The 19,083-nt window shown below is 61.6% G+C and carries 21 protein-coding genes; 11 read left to right on the top strand and 10 right to left on the bottom strand.

What is annotated here, in order from left to right:
• The first annotated feature begins 5 nt into the window (after positions 1-5).
• From SYNCC9605_RS12055 to SYNCC9605_RS12025, 7 genes are read left to right on the top strand one after another with little or no spacing between them, the layout of a single operon-like run.
• Entirely contained in the window at positions 6-1,196 is a 1,191-nt protein-coding gene (locus SYNCC9605_RS12055; RefSeq protein WP_041435851.1) for a citrate synthase, read from the top strand.
• A 27-nt stretch (positions 1,197-1,223) separates the two neighbouring features.
• Entirely contained in the window at positions 1,224-2,342 is a 1,119-nt protein-coding gene (gene nuoH, locus SYNCC9605_RS12050; protein ID WP_198002510.1) for an NADH-quinone oxidoreductase subunit NuoH, read from the top strand.
• A gap of 59 nt (positions 2,343-2,401) precedes the next feature.
• Positions 2,402-3,049 carry an NAD(P)H-quinone oxidoreductase subunit I gene (gene ndhI / locus SYNCC9605_RS12045; protein ID WP_011365339.1) on the top strand — a complete coding sequence of 216 codons (648 nt, stop codon included), beginning with the start codon at positions 2,402-2,404 and terminating at the stop codon, positions 3,047-3,049.
• Positions 3,046-3,645, top strand: coding sequence for an NADH-quinone oxidoreductase subunit J (locus SYNCC9605_RS12040; protein WP_011365338.1), 600 nt, complete (start codon positions 3,046-3,048; stop codon positions 3,643-3,645). Before ndhI ends, SYNCC9605_RS12040 begins: the two co-directional genes overlap by 4 nt.
• Entirely contained in the window at positions 3,645-3,974 is a 330-nt protein-coding gene (gene nuoK, locus SYNCC9605_RS12035; protein WP_006851948.1) for an NADH-quinone oxidoreductase subunit NuoK, read from the top strand. Before SYNCC9605_RS12040 ends, nuoK begins: the two co-directional genes overlap by 1 nt.
• 18 nt (positions 3,975-3,992) lie before the next feature.
• The gene (locus SYNCC9605_RS12030) at positions 3,993-4,943 is read left to right on the top strand and encodes an NAD(+) kinase (protein WP_011365337.1); all 951 of its coding nucleotides are present in this window, start codon (positions 3,993-3,995) and stop codon (positions 4,941-4,943) included.
• A 3-nt stretch (positions 4,944-4,946) separates the two neighbouring features.
• Positions 4,947-5,453 carry a CYTH domain-containing protein gene (locus SYNCC9605_RS12025; protein WP_011365336.1) on the top strand — a complete coding sequence of 169 codons (507 nt, stop codon included), beginning with the start codon at positions 4,947-4,949 and terminating at the stop codon, positions 5,451-5,453.
• Between the two features lie 214 nt (positions 5,454-5,667).
• Here the strand turns inward: SYNCC9605_RS12025 and SYNCC9605_RS12020 are convergent, their stop codons facing one another.
• On the bottom strand, positions 5,668-5,946 hold the full coding sequence (locus SYNCC9605_RS12020; RefSeq protein WP_011365335.1) for a helix-turn-helix domain-containing protein: 279 nt from the start codon (positions 5,944-5,946) through the stop codon (positions 5,668-5,670).
• A gap of 67 nt (positions 5,947-6,013) precedes the next feature.
• Between SYNCC9605_RS12020 and SYNCC9605_RS12015 the strand changes: the two genes are divergently transcribed.
• The gene (locus SYNCC9605_RS12015; protein ID WP_011365334.1) at positions 6,014-6,919 is read left to right on the top strand and encodes a methylenetetrahydrofolate reductase; all 906 of its coding nucleotides are present in this window, start codon (positions 6,014-6,016) and stop codon (positions 6,917-6,919) included.
• On the opposite strand, the gene SYNCC9605_RS12010 is transcribed toward SYNCC9605_RS12015, so the two are convergent.
• The 6 genes from SYNCC9605_RS12010 to SYNCC9605_RS11985 all read right to left on the bottom strand — a co-directional run bounded on the left by SYNCC9605_RS12010 (position 6,900) and on the right by SYNCC9605_RS11985 (position 14,059).
• Positions 6,900-8,078: a nucleotidyltransferase family protein gene (locus tag SYNCC9605_RS12010; RefSeq protein WP_011365333.1), complete on the bottom strand. Its 1,179-nt coding sequence runs from the start codon at positions 8,076-8,078 to the stop codon at positions 6,900-6,902. The genes SYNCC9605_RS12015 and SYNCC9605_RS12010 overlap by 20 nt on opposite strands.
• Before the next feature lie 46 nt (positions 8,079-8,124).
• Entirely contained in the window at positions 8,125-9,027 is a 903-nt protein-coding gene (locus SYNCC9605_RS12005) for a segregation/condensation protein A (RefSeq protein WP_011365332.1), read from the bottom strand.
• Between the two features lie 57 nt (positions 9,028-9,084).
• On the bottom strand, positions 9,085-9,486 hold the full coding sequence (locus SYNCC9605_RS12000; protein WP_011365331.1) for a lipopolysaccharide assembly protein LapA domain-containing protein: 402 nt from the start codon (positions 9,484-9,486) through the stop codon (positions 9,085-9,087).
• Positions 9,487-9,553: 67 nt separating this feature from the next.
• Positions 9,554-11,191 carry an NAD(P)H-quinone oxidoreductase subunit 4 gene (locus tag SYNCC9605_RS11995; protein ID WP_041435248.1) on the bottom strand — a complete coding sequence of 546 codons (1,638 nt, stop codon included), beginning with the start codon at positions 11,189-11,191 and terminating at the stop codon, positions 9,554-9,556.
• A 92-nt stretch (positions 11,192-11,283) separates the two neighbouring features.
• Positions 11,284-13,293: an NAD(P)H-quinone oxidoreductase subunit 5 gene (locus tag SYNCC9605_RS11990; RefSeq protein WP_011365329.1), complete on the bottom strand. Its 2,010-nt coding sequence runs from the start codon at positions 13,291-13,293 to the stop codon at positions 11,284-11,286.
• A 34-nt stretch (positions 13,294-13,327) separates the two neighbouring features.
• On the bottom strand, positions 13,328-14,059 hold the full coding sequence (locus SYNCC9605_RS11985; RefSeq protein WP_011365328.1) for an NnrU family protein: 732 nt from the start codon (positions 14,057-14,059) through the stop codon (positions 13,328-13,330).
• An 81-nt stretch (positions 14,060-14,140) separates the two neighbouring features.
• On the opposite strand from SYNCC9605_RS11985, the gene SYNCC9605_RS11980 reads away from it, so the two are divergent.
• Positions 14,141-15,130 carry a LysR family transcriptional regulator gene (locus tag SYNCC9605_RS11980; protein WP_011365327.1) on the top strand — a complete coding sequence of 330 codons (990 nt, stop codon included), beginning with the start codon at positions 14,141-14,143 and terminating at the stop codon, positions 15,128-15,130.
• Here the strand turns inward: SYNCC9605_RS11980 and SYNCC9605_RS11975 are convergent.
• Together SYNCC9605_RS11975 and SYNCC9605_RS11970 are read right to left on the bottom strand one after the other, a co-directional pair.
• Positions 15,121-15,756, bottom strand: a complete 636-nt coding sequence (locus tag SYNCC9605_RS11975; protein WP_011365326.1) for a DUF3172 domain-containing protein — start codon at positions 15,754-15,756, stop codon at positions 15,121-15,123. The genes SYNCC9605_RS11980 and SYNCC9605_RS11975 overlap by 10 nt on opposite strands.
• Positions 15,753-16,100 carry an NAD(P)H-quinone oxidoreductase subunit M gene (locus SYNCC9605_RS11970; RefSeq protein WP_025362552.1) on the bottom strand — a complete coding sequence of 116 codons (348 nt, stop codon included), beginning with the start codon at positions 16,098-16,100 and terminating at the stop codon, positions 15,753-15,755. The genes SYNCC9605_RS11975 and SYNCC9605_RS11970 overlap by 4 nt, the downstream gene beginning before the upstream one ends.
• Before the next feature lie 88 nt (positions 16,101-16,188).
• On the opposite strand from SYNCC9605_RS11970, the gene pds reads away from it, so the two are divergent.
• Together pds and SYNCC9605_RS11960 are read left to right on the top strand one after the other, a co-directional pair.
• Positions 16,189-17,607 (top strand): 15-cis-phytoene desaturase, encoded by a 1,419-nt coding sequence (gene pds / locus SYNCC9605_RS11965; protein WP_011365324.1) that lies wholly within the window; start codon positions 16,189-16,191, stop codon positions 17,605-17,607.
• A 3-nt stretch (positions 17,608-17,610) separates the two neighbouring features.
• Complete coding sequence (locus SYNCC9605_RS11960) at positions 17,611-18,519, top strand: phytoene synthase (RefSeq protein WP_011365323.1); 909 nt, start codon at positions 17,611-17,613, stop codon at positions 18,517-18,519.
• A gap of 71 nt (positions 18,520-18,590) precedes the next feature.
• On the opposite strand, the gene SYNCC9605_RS11955 is transcribed toward SYNCC9605_RS11960, so the two are convergent.
• Positions 18,591-19,022, bottom strand: a complete 432-nt coding sequence (locus SYNCC9605_RS11955; RefSeq protein WP_011365322.1) for an RNA recognition motif domain-containing protein — start codon at positions 19,020-19,022, stop codon at positions 18,591-18,593.
• Positions 19,023-19,083: the final 61 nt, after the last annotated feature.

Genomic DNA, 19,083 nt, shown 5'->3' with positions numbered 1-19,083 from the left:
AGGTGGTGGCCCAGCAGCAGACAGGCGACCTGCGCCATGCGCGGACCGGGATCGAACTGCGTCCAGGCCTGGATGGCGTGCCGGCCACCCAGTCGGCGATCTGCGACATCGATGGCGAGAAGGGGCTGCTCACCTATCGCGGCTACCCGATGCAGGATCTGGCGGCCAACAGCAGCTTTCTGGAAACGGCCTACCTGCTGATCTGGGGAGAGCTGCCCGGCCGCGACCAGTTGGCGGAGTTTGAGCACGCGGTGCAGATGCACCGGCGGGTCAGCTTCCGGGTGAGGGACATGATGAAGTGCTTCCCGGCCAGCGGCCATCCCATGGACGCGCTGCAGTCCAGTGCCGCTTCCCTGGGGCTGTTCTATTCGCGCCGGGCGATCGACGACCCGCAGTACATCTATGACGCGGTGGTGCGGCTGATCGCCAAGATCCCCACGATGGTGGCGGCCTTTCAGCTGATCCGCAAAGGCCAAGACCCAATTCAGCCCCGGGATGATCTGGCCTACTCCGCCAATTTCCTTTACATGCTCACGGAACGTGAGCCGGATCCCTTGGCAGCGCGGATCTTTGACCGCTGCCTGATGCTCCATGCCGAACACAGCCTCAACGCCAGCACCTTCAGTGCCAGGGTTACCGCCAGCACCCTCACCGACCCCTACGCCGTGGTGGCTTCAGCTGTAGGCACCCTCGCGGGGCCACTCCACGGTGGCGCCAACGAAGATGTTCTCGCCATGCTCGAGCAGGTGGGCAGTCCCGAGAATGCTGGCGCTTTTCTGGATGAGGCCATCGCCGCCAAGCGCAAAATCATGGGCTTCGGCCACCGGGAATACAAGGTGAAAGATCCCCGCGCCGTGATCCTGCAGACCCTGGTAGAGGAGATGTTCGCCAGCTTCGGCCATGACGACCTCTACGACGTGGCCCGGGCGATCGAAGCAGAAGCAGCGTCCCGCCTTGGCCCCAAAGGCATCTACCCCAACGTCGATTTCTATTCAGGCCTGGTGTACCGCAAGCTCGGCATTCCCAGGGATCTGTTCACGCCGGTCTTCGCCATTGCCAGGGTCGCCGGCTGGCTGGCCCATTGGCGGGAGCAGCTCGGGGCGAACCGGATTTTCAGGCCTTCGCAGATCTACTCCGGATCCCAGCCACGCTCCTGGATGCCCATTGAGGAGCGCGTCTCGGCTCCGGCCGCCTAAGTTGCACTCACTTCCGTCGACACCATGGTGAGTCCGGGACTGGACTTGGAATTGAGCTTTAGCCAGGCACTGCAAGGGTTTGGCTTCTCCCCGGAGGTGGCGAGGCTGCTGTGGCTGCCGCTGCCGATGCTGCTAGTTCTGGTGGCTGCAGTGGTGGGTGTGCTGGTTTCGGTGTGGCTGGAACGCAAGATTTCCGCCGCTGTCCAGCAGCGAATCGGTCCGGAGTATGCCGGTGCCCTGGGTGTGCTTCAGCCCCTGGCCGACGGCCTCAAGTTGCTGGTCAAGGAAGACATCATTCCGGCGCGGGCCGACAGCCTGCTGTTCACCCTCGGCCCGGTGCTGGTGGTGGTGCCGGTGATCATCTCCTGGCTGATCATTCCCTTCGGCCAGAACCTGCTAATCAGCAATGTGGGCGTAGGGATCTTCCTCTGGATCTCCTTCAGCAGCATTCAGCCGATCGGCCTGTTAATGAGTGGCTATGCCTCCAACAATAAGTATTCGCTGCTCGGGGGACTGCGGGCCGCAGCTCAATCGATCAGCTACGAAATTCCCCTGGCTCTGGCGGTACTGGCCATCGTGATGATGACCAACTCGCTGAGCACTGTTGACATCGTCGGTCAGCAGACAGGTGCCGGCATCTTGAGCTGGAACATCTGGCGTCAGCCGGTGGGCTTCCTGATTTTCTGGATCTGTGCCCTGGCCGAGTGTGAGAGGCTTCCCTTCGACCTTCCCGAAGCTGAGGAAGAGCTGGTCGCGGGTTACCAGACCGAGTACGCGGGCATGAAATTTGCCCTCTTCTACCTGGCGGGTTACATCAACCTGGTGCTCTCTGCCGTTCTGGTCAGCGTTTTGTATCTCGGTGGCTGGGGCTTCCCGATTCCTGTGGAGTGGCTCGCCGGCTGGCTGAACCAGCCCATCGATGCCCCCTTGGTGCAGGTGATCACGGGCACCGTTGGCATCGTGATGACGGTTCTCAAGGCTTATCTGCTGGTGTTCGTGGCGATCCTGCTTCGCTGGACCACCCCCCGCGTCCGTATTGACCAGCTGCTCGATCTGGGCTGGAAGTTCCTGCTGCCCCTGTCCCTGGTGAACCTTCTGGTGACAGCAGCCCTCAAGCTCGCTTTCCCCGTTGCATTCGGCGGCTAAGTTTTCTTACCTAGGATTTCCACGCTTCCGGCTTCGCTTCGTTCTCTCCCCTTCAGACCATGTTCGGCTTTCTCAAACAGGTCGGTGATTACACCCGCGATGCAGTCGATGCAGCTCGGAATCTGGCCCAAGGCTTTTCGGTCACTTTCGACCACATGCAGCGCCGTCCGGTCACGGTGCAGTACCCCTACGAGAAGCTCATCCCATCCGAGCGTTATCGGGGCCGGATTCACTACGAGTTCGACAAGTGCATCGCCTGTGAGGTGTGTGTGCGGGTCTGCCCGATTAACCTTCCGGTGGTCGATTGGGTGATGAACAAAGCCACGAAGAAGAAGGAGCTGCGCAACTACTCCATCGACTTCGGCGTCTGCATTTTCTGTGGCAATTGCGTCGAGTACTGCCCCACCAACTGCCTTTCGATGACGGAGGAGTACGAGCTGGCCGCTTTTGATCGCCACAGCCTCAACTACGACAACGTTGCACTCGGACGCCTTCCCACCAGCGTCACCACCGATCCCTCAGTCGTTCCCCTCCGGGAACTTGCCTATCTGCCGGCAGGTGAGATGGATCCTCACGGCGTTGCTTCCGATCGGCCTCGGGCTGGCCAGCTCCCGGCTCAGGTGTTGGAGACCCTCACCCCTCCAGCCAAGCCAACAGCCAAGAATGACGGACAATCCTCCAGTGAGGCCAAGGAGGGCGACGCATGACCATCGCGACAACCACCGAGCTGATCTGTTTCCTGGTGCTGTCCGCCGTTGTCGTGATCGGCGCCCTGGGTGTGGTGTTGCTCAGCAACATCGTCTATTCTGCCTTCCTGCTGGGCGGGGTGTTCACTGCTGTTGCAGGGCTCTACTTGCTGCTGAACGCCAGTTTCGTGGCCATGGCCCAGATCCTGGTTTACGTGGGCGCGATCAACGTGTTGATCCTGTTCGCGATCATGCTTGTGAACAAGCGGGAAGACCTCAAGGCCATTGCCAACCTCACCACGCGCCGTGTGGTGTCCGCCGGCGTTTGCGCCGGTCTGATGGCGTTGCTCGTTCGTGTTGTGGTTACCACCCCCTGGTCGCTGCCCGGTCCTGTCGCCGTGGGTGAGGAAGCCACGGCTCGCATTGGTGAACACCTGTTCACCGATTACTTGCTGCCGTTTGAAGTGGCATCGGTGCTGTTGCTGATGGCCATGATCGGTGCCATCGTCTTGGCCCGTCGTGATGTGCTCGCCACCGATGTAGTCACCGGTGAGGTGGCCAATCAAGGCCTGATTGAGAAGGCCCGTACTCCCCTGCTGATGAATCGAGCGGACTGATGAGCGATTTGCTTGCCACACTTCCCTCCCTGCAGGCCTACCTCCTGGTGGCCGCGATGCTCTTCTGTATCGGCGTCTGGGGTTTGATCAACAGTCGCAATGCGGTGCGCGTGCTGATGAGCATTGAGCTGATGCTCAATGCCGTGAACATCAACCTGATGGCCTTCTCCTCCTTCGTGGATGGTGATCTGATTCGCGGCCAGGTCTTCGCTGTGTTCGTGATCACGGTGGCCGCCGCTGAGGCAGCGGTCGGTCTGGCGATCCTGCTGTCGCTTTATCGCAATCGCGTTACCGTCGACATGGAGCAGTTCAACCTGCTGCGCTGGTAACTCCCGCACACCTGGGTCATGCGTCTCGATCGGGTCTGGGTGATCTATCGGGCCGACAGCCAGCCCGCCCAGCGTGAGGCCCGGCAATGTGCCAAGGAGCTGAAAGCCCTAGGCTCCCATGTGGTCACCGCAATGTCGGGGCCGCGGGTGAATCCTTTCCCTGGCCTGCTGGCTGTTGAGGAGTCTTTGGCCGACCTTGCTCTGGTGCTGGGGGGAGATGGCACGGTTCTGGGGGCTGCCCGCCACCTGGCGGTGCATGACATCCCGATCCTCAGCATCAATGTGGGAGGCCATTTGGGTTTTCTCACCCATGACCGCCGTGTATTGCGCGGCGATCAGATCTGGCAACGCCTTCAGGACGATCAGTTCGCAATTGAACGGCGAATGATGCTTCAGGCGATGGTGGATCGCCGTTCTGCTGAAGATCGAGCGGCTTCGCCGGGCCCGTTGCAGCAGCCGGATCTCGAAGACGATGAAGAGCACCACTGGGCCTTCAACGACTTCTACTTGCGGGCCTATCGCGACGAAATTTCGCCCATCTGCACCCTGGAGCTAGAGATCGATGGGGAAGTGATCGATCAGGTGCGTGGTGATGGCCTGATCCTCTCCACCCCCACGGGCTCCACCGGGTACGCCCTGGCGGCAGGGGGACCGATTCTTCATCCCGGCATCGATGCCATCATCGTGGCCCCAATCTGCCCGATGAGTCTCTCCAGCCGAACGCTGGTGGTGCCGCCCCGGGCCAGGTTGGCGATCTGGCCTCTTGGGGCTGGGGATCACCGGATCAAGCTTTGGAAAGACGGCGTGGGCTGCACGGTGCTCGAGCCTGGGGAGTGCTGTGTTGTTCAGCAGGCGCGCCACCATGCCCTGATGGTGTTGCTCAATCAAAGCCCGTCGTACTACCGAACCCTGTCCCACAAGCTGCACTGGGCGGGAAGCCTGCACGCGGCGCAGCCCTCGCAGAATTGAGCCATGGCCCTCGAGATTGAACGGCGCTTTCTGGTGCGGTCGGATGCTTGGCGCAGCATGGCCGGCCCCGCCCAGGCTCTGCGTCAGGGATATCTGGCCGCCAGTGCTGAAGGTGTGACGGTGCGTATGCGTCTGCGTGGTACGGATCAGGCCTGGCTCACCCTGAAGGCTGCTGCTGATGCCGTTGGTCTGGTGCGCCACGAGTTTGAATATCCGATTCCTGTGGCGGACGCCGAAGCCCTCTGGGATCTGGCGCCGCACCGCCTGGACAAAGTCCGCTACTCCTTGGATTGCCCTGGTGGTGACTGGGTGGTGGATTGTTTCCAGGGCGAGAACGCCCCCTTGGTGCTGGCGGAGGTGGAGCTGGCATCGGCCCAGGCGGATCTGCTGATTCCGCCCTGGTGCGAAGAGGAGATCACCGGGGAATCCCGCTGGAGCAATGCGGTGCTGGCCCAGCACCCGGTTCAGTCCTGGCCCGAAGAGCAGCGTCGCCGTTTTGGCTGGCCCTAAGGACGGACTGGATTTGTCTTCAGCTTTCCTTTATCTTTAAGGAGTTCTGATTGCTGGCTCCTTCCAGTGGTTGGTCTGTACGACACAACTGGAATGCTTCGCTTCGCAGGGTCGAGCGTGGAGGCCTGCCTGGAATACGCCTCGCTGTTTCAGATTCCTGTAGGCCCCACCTCCCTGCAAAGCCTGCCGGAGCCTGTCAGCTCCACGATCAGGCTCAGGCTGAGGGGGGATCGTGTTCTGGAAGGACGCAACAGTTGAAACCGTCCCGGCAGATCTTGCCGTTGTCCATGGCCCAGTTGAGCAGTGCTACCCGGTTCTTGGAACCGGTCTTGGTGAACACGTTGCTCACGTGGTTGTCGACCGTTCGTTTGCTGATGGTGAGCCGGTCAGCGATTTCCTGATTGGTCAGTCCTTCGGCCACGAGCTCGATGATCTCGATCTCCCTTGCAGAAAGGGAGATCTCCAGAGGATCCGTACCGTCGAGGGAGGACATGGCTGGCAGCCGTTGAAACCATGCTAGTCCGGCCGACCGGTCTGATCCTGCATAGTGGGCCGGTGAAATGGAACGAGATTTGAGTACGGCGCTGCAGCGCGCAATTGAGGCCGGGGATCAGGTGCTCACGGCCGAGGTGATGCCTCCCCGCGGAGCCGATCCTTCGCACATGCTGGCCATGGCCGCATCGTTGCAAGGCCGTGTCCATGCGGTGAACGTGACCGATGGCAGCCGGGCCGTGATGCGGATGAGCAGCCTGGCCTCCTGCAAGTTGCTGCTTGAAGCTGGTCTGGAGCCGGTGTTGCAAATGGCCTGCCGGGATCGCAACCGCATCGCCCTCCAGGCCGACCTGCTCGGGGCCCATGCGCTGGGGATCCGCAACCTGTTGTGTCTCACGGGCGATCCGGTGCGGGCGGGTGATCAGTCGGATGCGCGGCCGGTGAATGAGTTCGAGTCGGTGAAGCTCCTGCAGCAGGTGGACGCTCTTAATCGAGGCGTGGATCCCGTGCAGGGCACCCTGCCGGACGGGGCGACCACGCTGTTTGCCGGGTGTGCTGCCGACCCGCAATCGAGGAGCTGGAGCGGTCTCCAGCGTCGGTTGCAGCGCAAGCAGGCGACGGGAGCACGTTTCGTTCAAACCCAGATGGTGATGGACCCTCAAGCGCTCGAGCGCTTCCAGCGCGAGCTGGCCGGCCCCCTGGACCTGCCCGTGCTCGCTGGAGTGTTTCTGCTGAAGTCAGCCAAGAATGCCCGGTTCATCAACCGCGTTGTGCCGGGAGCTTGCATCCCCGATGCGTTGATCCACCGGCTGGAGTGTGCCGAGAATCCCGCAATGGAGGGTGTGGCCATCGCCGCTGAACAGGTGAAGCGATACCTCGGCATCGTTCGTGGCGTGCACCTGATGGCGATCAAGGCAGAGGAGCGGATCCCGTTGATCCTCGATCGCGCCGGGCTCAGCTCGCTGCCTGGGTGAGGTCGGTGCCGAGCAGCTCTGCCATGGCCTTCTGCTGTGGGGAAGGCTCTACCAGGTCCTGACGACGGGCATCTGTGATCAGCCAGTCGAGCGAGGCCTCCTGTAGATCGAAGTGATCACCGTCCTTGCCCACGCAGTAGCGGCCGAACACCAGCTTCTCGAGCAGCTGCACGCCAGGGCCGATGCGCGAGTAGTCGAAGATGATCGAGTTATCGACGGTGGCGCCCTCACAGATATGGCAGCTGGGGCCAATCATGGTGGGCCCAACGATGGTTGCGCCGTCTTCGATCTTGGTCATGCCGCCCACATAGACGGGTCCGCTGACGTTGATCTTGTCCCAGTTGGCGGCCACATTCAGGCCGGTGTACACCCCGGGACGCACCTCCTTGCCGGGTATGCCCACCTGACGGACGTCACCCATCAACACGCTGCGAATGGCTTGCCAGTAGTCGGGAACCTTGCCGATATCCACCCATTCGAAATCCATCGGGATGGCATAGAAGGGTGCACCGAGCTCGGCCAGTTTCGGGAACAGATCAGAGCCGATGTCGAAGGACTGTCCCGAAGGGATGTGTTCAAAGACCTCCGGCTCGAAGATGTAGATGCCGGTGTTGATCGTGTCGCTGAGGGCTTCGTTGACGCTGGGCTTTTCCTGGAAGCTTGAAATTCTGTTCTGGTCATCGGTGACCACAACGCCATAGCTGCTCACCTGATCCTTGGGGACCCTTTTGGTGACGAGGCTGGCGATCGCACCCTTATCTTTGTGCAAGCGTACCGCTTCGCTGAGATCAAGGTCGATCAGTGCATCGCCGCAGAGCACCACGAAGGTGTCGTCAAAGAAGTGCTGGAAATCCTGGATTTTTTTGAGCCCGCCAGCAGACCCCAGGGCACTCCCAATCAGTTCGCCGTCTTCAATCCGTCCTTCAAAGCTGTAGGCAATTTCAACCCCGAAACGCTGGCCATCCCGGAAGTAATTTTCAATTTCTTCGGCCAGGTGGGAGACGTTCACCATCACTTCGGTGAAACCGTGCTCCTTGAGCAGTTCCAGCAGAAATTCCATCACCGGCTTTTGCAGGATAGGAATCATTGGCTTAGGGATCACATGGGTGATCGGTTGGACCCGCGTCCCCTTACCAGCCGCCAGAATCATCGCCTTCATTGGCGTTTGGTCCGGTCAATACAAGTTAGTGACCATAGACCCGGTCTTAGGCCGCCACGACCGTCCGGGTCGGCGACGGATCTGGCACCTGAAGGCTGCGGATCGGCAGTTGCGTTGCAGTTCCACTCGCAGGAATGAATTTCAATCGCAGCGGCCCGTGCAGCCAACCCTCCTGCTCCAGCTCAACCCGGCCCTGGGAGGAGAGAAACAGCAGGGCCCAGAACACCCCAACCCGATCCCGGTCCAGGTCCGCCGCGGCGGCCACCTCCCACTGATCCACCAGTTGATCGAAGCCCACCCAGTCCAGGGCGGTCTCCCAACCGTTCAGAAACACACCCAGTGCTGCAGTTGTTTCCGGCAGCTTTTCGCGATGGGCAAGCCCGGCCACTTGGGCGATGGCTTCACGGTTGCTGTAGCGCTTTTGGCGTTTGCGGCGGCGTGCCTCGAGTTCGTCTGATTCCAGCTGCTCGGCAATCGATTCCAGCTGTTCGATCAGCTCGCCAAGGGTGACGGGGCGACGCAAGGGCGGCGGTGCTACAGGACGCCGCTGCAGATGGCGTTCCGGCCGTCGGGGCAGATCAAAGGCCGGATCAAGCCAACCTTGCCCATCGAAGTCGGCATCGAAGTGATCTTCGACTTCGGGCGGTGGCGGCAACATGCTGGTTTCGAGCATCTCCGCTTTGAGTCCCACCAACACCGAGGCGGCCAGGAAGGCTTCGCTGCTGTCGGCGAGGTCCCGCTCATAGCTGCCGCCCCGTCCGGCCAGGGCGGCTGCCACCTGCCCGGGAACTTCAATGCGTTGCCGGAGTTGATCCAGAAAGCCGTCGATGACGGCGATCACATCCACATCCCAGGGATCCAGATCCCCTCGCTCCGCTGCGTCCTGCAGCAGCCGAATCGCAAGGCGGGCTCCAGCATCAGCGCCGTCGTTGGGGGCCACCTGGAGCAAGTCATTCACCCTTTTCCGGCAAGGTATCGGTCCTCAACCGGTGTCGCCAGTGCTGCCTTAGGCCGCACTGCTGGCGTCGGTGACCTCCTTCTGGTCGCTGTCGTCGCTCCCAGCACTGGTCGCGCTGACGGTGGTGGCAGGCAGGAGTCCCAGCTGGGTTTCGACGGTGGAGCGGTAGCGGCTGAGGTCGGTCTCCAGTTCCTGGATCCGCACCTGCTGGGCCTCGTATTCGTTGGCCTTGCTGAACTGTTCAACGTTGTTGAGCATCCCGGTCCAGGCCGCGAAGAACCAAGCCGACACGGCTCCGAACCCCGCTGCCAGCAGCAGCAGACCCGCCAAAGGCAGGGTGTACTCAACTCCGGGCAACACGTGAACCGTCGTGGGGCTGGTGTTCGCCAGAGTGAAGAACACCGTGATCAGGCCGAAGCTGAAGATCAGGCCGAAGTTGATCTGACGCATGGCAGGGGAGCGTTCCCCTGGAACTTACGGATGGTTGGCCGTGAATGAATCGGAATCGATACGTGATTTATGACGCGCCCACGGCGGGGGCCTGGATGATCGCCGGAACGGGGGCCTGACCTCGAATCAAGGGGGCCGTTGGCGAGATCACCTGTTCCATCGCACCCAGGTTTCGGCTCACCAGGGCTTCGATCGAGCTGCGGTAGCTGTCGGTCATCAGCTTGGGGTACAGCCCGATTCCGATGATCGGCACCAGCAGGCAGCCGATGATGTACACCTCGCGCGGCTCCGCATCCACCAGGTTGGTGTGGGATACCAGCTCCTCTTTCTCCTTGCCGAAGAAGATCTCGCGTAGCATAGAGAGCAGATAGATCGGTGTGAGGATCACGCCGACAGCGGCCAGCCCGCAGATCACCACTCGGAAGGGCAGGGTGTAGGCCTCATCCGTGGCGAAACCGGCAAACACCATCAGTTCGCTCACGAATCCGCTCATGCCGGGCAGGGCCAGGGAGGCGAGCGCACACACCGTCCAGAGCGCGAACATAATGCGCATCTTCTGGCCAATGCCTCCCATCTCATCCAGCTGAAGCGTGTGGGTGCGGTCGTAGGTGGCACCCACGAGGAAGAACAGGCTGGCGCCGATCAAGCCGTGGCTGATCATCTGCAGCATGGCGCCACTGGTGCCCAGGGCACTGAAGCTGCCCACGCCGATCAGCACGAAGCCCATGTGGCTGATCGAGCTGTAGGCGATCTTTCGCTTGAGGTTGCGCTGGGCGAAGGAGGTAAGGGCGGCGTAGATGATGTTCACCACCCCCAGCACGATCAGCAGTGGGGCGAACTGGGAGTGGGCCGCTGGCAGCAACTCACAGTTGAAGCGCAGCAGTGCATACCCGCCCATCTTCAGCAGGATGCCGGCCAACAGCATGTGCACCGGTGCCGTTGCTTCGCCATGGGCATCAGGCAGCCAGGTGTGCAGGGGCACGATGGGCAGCTTCACGCCGAAGGCGATCAGCAGCCCGGCATAGCAGAGCAGTTGAAAGCCCGTTCCGAAGTCTTTGGCCGCAAGAGCGGTGTACTCAAAACTGGGGGTGCCGCCGCCGAAGAAGCCCATGGCCAGGGCGGCCAACAGGATGAACAACGAGCTGCCTGCTGTGTAGAGGATGAATTTGGTTGCGGCGTACTGGCGTTTCTTGCCGCCCCAGATGGCCAACAGCAGATACACCGGGATCAGTTCCAGCTCCCAGGCCAGGAAGAACAGCAGCATGTCCTGCACGGCGAACACCGCAATTTGGCCGCCGTCCATGGCCAGCAGCAGGAAATAAAACAGCCGCGGTTTGAAACTCACCGGCCATGCCGCCAGGCAGGCCAGGCTTGTAATGAAGCTGGTGAGCAGGATCAACGGCATCGAGAGGCCGTCGGCACCCACCGCCCAGGTGAGGCCAAGATCCGGCAGCCAGCTCACCCGTTCAGACAGCTGCAATCCACTCAGGCTCGGGTCGTAGCCGGTGAGGTAGGCCGCGACGGTGATCAGGAAGGTGATCAGCGTCACGATCAGGGCGTACCAGCGCACCTGCTTGCCTTCGCCTTTGTCGGGAACCAGCGGAACAAGCAGGGCACCCACAATCGGCACCAGGATCGACAGGCTCAGCCATGGAACGGTGGCCTGCACCGGCTCACTCACCCCGGCGACTGCGAATTCCAACACGCTGTCAATCCGATCCTTACTGGTTGGATCGTAGAAATCATGGCCGCTGTGTCATCACCTCGATAGGCGATGACACACATGGGCGTTAGCCCTTAAGCGATTGGTCCGCCGATCACGCCGAACAGCACCACCAAGCCGATCACGCCGGCAAACACGATCAGGGCATAGAACTGGGCCCGTCCGGTCTCGAGATATTTGAGACCTTCTCCGCTGCCGAGGGTGAGCAGTCCGGTGAGGTTGACCACGCCATCCACTACCTTGGCGTCCACCTCGAGCACCTCGCGGGCCAGTTTGCGGCTGCCGCGAACGAACAGCTTCTCGTTCACCACATCGAGGTACCACTTGTTGGCGAGGAAGGCATTCATCGCCGGGAAGCGACCTGCCACCAGCTGCCCCAGATCAATTTGACGCAGGGCATAGGCCAGAACAGCCAGGGTGATGCCGGCAACGGAGATGGCGACGGAGGCGCTCGCCAGAGGCAGAAACTCGCCCCAGCTGAAATGTTCGGCCATCTCGAGGGCTTCTTCGGGATTGAGAAGGCCTGCGAATCGGCTGTTCCAGGGGGTGCCCAGCAGGCCAATCAGCACAGAAGGCACCGCCAGCACCGCCAAGGGGGCCGCCATTGGCCAGGCCGATTCATGCACGCTGCCGCCATGGGCGTGGTGCTCGGAAGGATCCTTTCCGGCTGCGCTCAGCAGCTGGGCCTGCATGGCGGTGTCGTTGCCGCGGAACTCCCCTTCAAAGGTGAGGAAATAGAGGCGGAACATGTAAAAGGCCGTCATCCCCGCCGTCAGGAAGCCCACCACCCAAAGCAGCGGGTAGCTGTTGAAGGCCTGACCAAGAATTTCGTCCTTGCTCCAGAAGCCGGCCAGGGGCGGAATGCCGCTGATGGCGATGCAGCCGATGAAGAAGGTGATCGAGGTGACGGGCATCTTCTTGCGCAGGCCTCCCATCAGGCGCATGTCCTGGGCGAGAACGGGCTCGTGGCCCACCACCTCCTCCATGGCGTGAATGACGGAGCCTGATCCCAGGAACAACATCGCCTTGAAGAAGGCATGGGTCACCAGGTGGAAGATGCCGGCGACCGGGGCGCCGCAACCCATCGCCAGCATCATGTAACCGAGCTGGGAGACGGTGCTGTAGGCCAGACCCTTCTTGAGATCCATCTGGGTGAGGGCAATGGAGGCTCCCAGGAAGCAGGTGATCGTGCCAACGACAGCGATCACGGTTTGAACGACGGGGAACTGGGCGTAGAGGGGATCGAGGCGGGCGACCAGGAACACCCCTGCGGCCACCATCGTGGCGGCGTGAATTAGCGCCGAAATCGGCGTCGGGCCCTCCATGGCATCGGGGAGCCAGACGTGGAGAGGGAACTGGGCCGACTTGGCCATGGGACCCATGAACACCAGCAGGCAGAGCAGCAGCGCGGCCCATGGCGCCACGGTTCCGGCGGCCAGGCCGTTCTGCAAGCCATCGGCGATTCCCTGAAAATCGAAGCTGCCGGTGGCCCAGAACAGGCCAAGGATGCCCAGCAGCAGGCCGAAGTCACCCACCCGGTTCACCACAAAGGCTTTCTGGGCGGCGTGGGCGGCGCCATCACGGTCGTACCAGAAGCCCACCAGCAGATAGGAGCACATGCCCACCAGCTCCCAGAAGACGTAGATCTCGAGGAGATTGGGGCTGATGATCAACCCCAGCATTGAGCTGCTGAACAGCGCCAGGTAGGTGAAGAAGCGCACATAGCCCTTGTCGTGGGCCATGTAGCCGTGGGAATACACCAGCACCAGCAGGGCGATGGTGGTGACCAGCGCCAGCATCACCGCCCCAAGCGGATCCACCACGTAGCCCATCGGCAGAATGAAGCTGCCGGCACTGGCCCAGACGAACAGATGCTCGACCGGCGGGGCGCCATTGAGCTGGTTGAACAGGATGCTGTAGCTGAGGGCCGCAGCTGCACCAACACAAGAGATCAACAGCAGCGCAACGGGTTTGCGCAACCGGTTGATCGTGCGGTTGAAGCTGATCAACCCCAGCCCGGTCAGCACGGCGCCGAACAGGGGCAGAACGGGAATGAGCCAGGCGAGTTCCTCGGCCGAGGGCATCCGCAAACAGCAGGTTGAAGCGAGTGTAGGCAGCTCAGCCCAGCAAGTTCTGGAGTGCTGAATTGCGCATCAACTCGGCAGCCGTCGGAATGAAGCGGTGGGCCCACCAGAAGACGCCGACGGCAATGGCGATGCCCAGTTGCGCGGGACGGATAAATTCCTGCCACTGCAGCTGCTGGCGTCCGTCCAGAACGGCAGCGAACGGCACGATCGAGGTGCTGGCCTTGAGCTCATCAAAGGCCTCACCGAAGCGGGTCTTGAGGCGCCGGTCGCCATGCCAGACGGCGAAGAGGTGATGGCCGATCAGGCCCACGCAGGTCACCAACATGAAACTGCTGCCGATCCAGAGGGCGTGTGTGAGGCACCAGAGAATTTGCCCGATGGCCTGGGGATGGCGGCTGATGCGGATGATTCCCGTGGCATAAAGACGCACCTGTGGTTTCAGCACAGCAGGGATCTCCAGCAGGTTGTAGGTGGCTGGATAAAGGAATAGAAAGCTGATGGCGGTTCCGATCCAGACGATCGGAATCACCCCAGGCACGCCCTGGAGATTCCACAGCCGCACCCCGTCGTAGCGATGGGCCAGGAACCAGCCGATCACCACCACGGCCGAGGGAATGCTGGCTGCCGCGAAGATCAGGCGCCAGGCCCTCGCTCCGATCACGTCCTCAGCCCGGCTGCGCATGGCAGCTCCACCGCTGTGAATCACCGCAAACAGGATTAGCAGCACCAGCATCACGACGCTGCTGTGGTGGGTGGAGGCCATGGCGGCTGCGTTGGAAGGGCGTGATTCTGGCTGGCGGACGTGGCGGTCCTAAATTTCTGGTGTTCCTCCGGGTGTTCCGCGGTGGCCGATCTGCCGTTCACCCTCGACCAGCTGCGGATCCTTCGCGCGATTGTCAGTGAGGGCAGCTTCAAGAAAGCCGCCGACAGTCTTTACGTCACCCAGCCCGCCGTCAGCCTTCAGATCCAGAACCTGGAGAAGCAGCTGGAGGTGTCGCTGTTTGATCGCGGCGGGCGCAAGGCGCAGCTCACTGAAGCGGGCCATCTGCTGCTGAGTTACTGCGACCGGATCCTGAGCCAGTGCCACGAAGCCTGTCGGGCCCTGGATGATCTCCACAACCTCAAAGGTGGATCCCTGATCGTGGGGGCAAGTCAGACCACCGGCACCTATCTGATGCCCCGGATGATCGGCCTGTTCCGCCAGAAATATCCAGACGTCTCCGTCCAGCTCCAGGTCCACAGCACCCGCCGCACGGGCTGGAGTGTGGCCAACGGTCAGATCGACCTGGCGATCATCGGTGGTGAATTGCCAGCGGAACTCAATGAACTGCTGCAAGTGGTGCCCTACGCCAGTGATGAGCTGGCGCTGGTGCTGCCGGTGAAGCACCCCCTGGCCCGGCTGGCTGAACTCACCAAGGAAGACCTCTATCGCCTCGGCTTTGTCTGCCTCGATGCGCAATCCACCACCCGGAAGATGGTCGACCAGCTTCTGGCGCGTTCCGGCCTGGATGTGCAGCGCCTCCGCATCGATATGGAGCTGAATTCGCTGGAAGCCATCAAAAATGCTGTTCAGGCGGGCCTGGGCGCCGCCTTTGTTCCCGTGGTGTCGATCGAGCGGGAGTTGTCGGCGGGCACGATTCATCGGCCCCAGGTGGCTGATCTGCAGGTGCGGCGCCAGCTCAAGCTGATCACCCACCCCGCCCGCTACTGCTCACGCTCTTCGGTGGCCTTCCGCAATGACGTACTGCCCGTCTTTGCCAGTGCTGACAGCCCGATTCGCCAGGCAGCGAAGGTCGTGCCTGAAGCGATCGGGGAGCAACTTGTTCAGAACTGATCGGCCTCTGGTGTGACGCCCACAGCGTCATCTGCCACGCCTCTGGTGAGGAATTTGTTCTCACTGATGTCGGTTTGGTAGACGCAGCGCACCACGGGCTTGTCCCGAACGGAGCCGATGTAGGCAAAGGTGTTCATCCGCTGTTTGCACTCACGCTCCTGTTCGGCGGTGATGGCTCCCTCCTTGCGCAGCACCGACCAGTTCTCCCGACGGATCACGCAACCCGGTTGCAGGGTCGGCTGGGTCACAAAGCTGCTGGAGGGGTTGAGCGTCGTGTACATCTCGATGTCCATGACGAAGGCGCTCGCCCCCCACTGGCGGCAGAACTCCGGGTCAGGAACGGCCATGTCCAGTTGCTGGGAGCTGGCGATGTTTCCCTGGTCGCCCGTGGTGGTGCTGGTGACAGCGCTGCCGATGCCAATCCCCACCACGAGAACCCCTGCCAGGACGGCCACGGTGAGGGTGCTGAATTGAAAGCCGCCCTGGCTGCCTCCACCCCCTGGTGGGGGGCCGGGAGGACGGCCGTATCCGCCCTGGGGCTGAGCGTCATAGCGGTCACGCTCAACGCGGTCGTAGCGGCCGTCCCGCGGTCGGCGGCCGCCGCGGTCGTAGCGCGAGCCGGTCACAACAGTTCAGGGGTGCGGGGCAGGCCCATGGAGAAGTTCTGCACGCGGCCATCCGGGTTGTAGCTGAGTTCTCCGGCCTGGAGCAGTTGCCGGATGAATCCCTCTAGGTCTGTGCCGATGCGGCGCAGGGTGTAGTCACTCAGTTCGCCGCCGGCTGCGGCATCCACCAGTTCCTTGAAGCGTCCCTGCACCTTGGCAAGGCTGGCGGCATCCCAGAGAAATTCGTTGTCGGGATCCAGATCCAAGGTCAGCTGGTCATCCGAAGGAACCAAATCCTCCTCTTGAAGTGCTGCTGTGAACAGGCGCACGTGGCGGGTGGTGCACTTGAGAAGGGTGTCAGCCAAGACGCGCCCACGGGAAAGCTGACACGACTTTAAGAAGCGAACGGGGGTCAAGCCCTTTTAAGGTTGGTTTCACTTTTGGGACGGCCGCATGCGCGTCGCTATTGCCGGAGCTGGTCTTGCTGGACTCTCCTGTGCCAAATACCTGGCAGATGCCGGCCACACCCCCATCGTCGTGGAATCCAGGGATGTTCTCGGCGGCAAGGTGGCGGCCTGGAAAGATGAGGACGGCGACTGGTACGAGACCGGCCTGCACATCTTCTTCGGGGCTTACCCGAACATGCTGCAGCTGTTCAAGGAGCTGAACATCGAAGACCGGCTGCAGTGGAAGAGCCATTCGATGATCTTCAACCAGCAGGACGAACCAGGCACCTACAGCCGTTTTGATTTCCCCGATCTGCCGGCACCGGTCAATGGTGTGGCGGCGATCCTGGGCAACAACGACATGCTGAGCTGGCCGGAGAAGATCAGCTTTGGCCTGGGCCTTGTGCCTGCAATGCTCCGGGGTCAGGGGTACGTCGAGGAGTGCGACAAATACTCCTGGACCGAGTGGCTGCGGGTCCACAACATCCCAGAGCGGGTGAACGATGAGGTGTTCTTGGCGATGAGCAAGGCCCTGAATTTCATCGATCCCGATGAAATTTCTGCCACCGTTGTTCTCACAGCGCTCAATCGTTTCCTGCAGGAGAAGAACGGCTCCAAGATGGCGTTCCTGGATGGTGCACCGCCGGAGCGCCTTTGCCAGCCGGTGGTCGAACACATCGAATCACTGGGTGGTGAAGTGCACCTCGACAGCCCCCTGCGTGAGATCAAGCTCAATGCCGATGGTTCGGTGGCGGCCTTCCACATCGGTGGCGTGAAAGGCAAGGAAAGCTTCGATCTCACCGCTGATGCCTATGTCAGTGCCTTGCCGGTGGATCCTTTCAAGCTGCTGCTGCCTGAGCCCTGGAAGCAGATGGAGGTGTTCCAGAAGTTGGATGGCCTCCGGGGTGTCCCCGTGATCAACCTGCACCTCTGGTTTGATCGCAAGCTCACCGACATCGACCATCTGCTGTTCAGCCGCTCTCCCCTGCTCAGCGTGTATGCCGACATGAGCATCACCTGCCGAGAGTACGAAGACCCCGATAAGTCGATGCTTGAGCTGGTCTTTGCTCCCGCCAAAGACTGGATCGGCCGTCCCGACGAGCAGATCATCGAGGCCACCATGGGTGAGCTCAAGAAGCTGTTCCCGATTCACTTCAGTGGCGACAACCCCGCCACCCTGCGCAAATACAAGGTCGTGAAGACGCCGCTGTCCGTTTACAAGACTACCCCCGGTTGCCAGGAGCTGCGCCCGGATCAAACCACCCCGATCAAGAACTTCTTCCTTGCGGGCGACTACACCATGCAGCGCTATCTCGCCTCGATGGAGGGTGCTGTGCTCAGTGGCAAGCTCTGTGCCGGTGCGGTGGACCGCAAGACAGGCCAGCTGGCATCATCGACCTCTTCCAGTGAGCCTGTGACGGCCTGAGCCATGCCCCTCGCCTCCCCGGATCTCGACGCAGCCTTTGAGGCCTGCCGTCGGGAGACCGCCGAGTGGGCCAAGACGTTCTATATCGGCACCTTGCTTCTCCCTCCAGAGAAGCGGCGTGCCATCTGGGCGATTTATGTGTGGTGCCGGCGCACCGATGAACTGATGGACAGCCCGGAGGCCCAGGCGCGTCCGGTTGAAGAACTTGCTGAGCGGCTCGACCGCTGGGAGGAGAAGACCCGTGCTCTTTTTGATGGCCGGGTGGAGGATGACCTGGATGCGGTGATGGTGGACACCCTGGAGCGCTTTCCCCAGGGCATACAGCCCTATCTCGACATGATTGAGGGCCAGCGGATGGACCTCACCTGGACCCGTTACCCCCGCTTTGAAGACCTCAAGCTCTATTGCTATCGCGTGGCAGGCACTGTTGGCTTGATGACCCAGGGGGTGATGGGTGTCGACCAGGCCTACACCTCAGCCCCCTGGAGCGACTGTCCCGACACTTCCGATGCCGCCGTCTCCCTGGGGATCGCCAACCAACTCACCAACATCCTCCGGGATGTGGGGGAAGACCGGGGCCGTGGTCGTATCTATCTGCCGCAGGAAGATCTCGAGCGTTTCGGCTATTCCGAGGAGGAGTTGATGGCTGGAACCCTCAACACCGCCTGGCGTGCGTTGATGCGCTTTCAGCTGGAGCGGGCCCGCGATTGGTTTGCTCGCTCCGAAGCAGGAGTCCGTTGGCTGTCTGCCGATGCGCGCTGGCCGGTGTGGACGTCGCTTCGGCTCTACCGCGGCATCCTGGATGAAATCGAGCGGGTCGATTACGACGTGTTCAATCACCGTGCCTACGTGGCCAAGGTCAACAAGCTGCTTGATCTGCCCCGTTCATTCCTGTTGGCTCAGTCACGCTAAAAACCCCCGCCGGACAGACCGGCAGGGGCTGGAGTTGATCGGCTGTTTCCCTCAATCAGATCGGCGACGGATCAAACCGCCGTCTTCTGGTTGGCCAAGAGATCCTTGAGCTTGGACAGCTCGCCGGCCCAGCGGGGGTCGGGAGCGCCCTCGTTCTTCGCATTGGAGTGAACCACTTTGTTCACTGCCTTGCGGGCCACTTGAGGCTGACCGGCTGCGTTGGGGGCCCCACGACGGTTGCCGCCAGCATTGTTGTCGCGACGCTCGGAGCGCTCGACGCGCAGAGCGCTGCCGCCGAAATCCTTCCCGTTCAGCGCTTCGATCACGGCATCAGCCAGCTTCGGATCGTCCACGTTGGCGAAGCCGAAACCGCGGCATGCTCCGGTTTCGCGGTCGAGAACCGACTTGAAGCGGATCCCTTCTCCCACCGACTTGAGCAGAGCCACCAGCTCCTGTTCTTCAAAGGTCTGCGGCAGGTTGCCGATGTACAGGCGGATGCTCATGAAGGAAAGAAAATGTGATCTGTCGGTGTCTGACCGTCATCATTGACACCTGGAAAGTTAA

The organism is Synechococcus sp. CC9605 (assembly GCF_000012625.1).
Taxonomy (GTDB): Bacteria; Cyanobacteriota; Cyanobacteriia; order PCC-6307; family Cyanobiaceae; genus Parasynechococcus.
The sequence above is the reverse complement of the archived record's forward strand: the minus strand, read 5'-3'. Positions and strand labels throughout refer to the sequence as shown.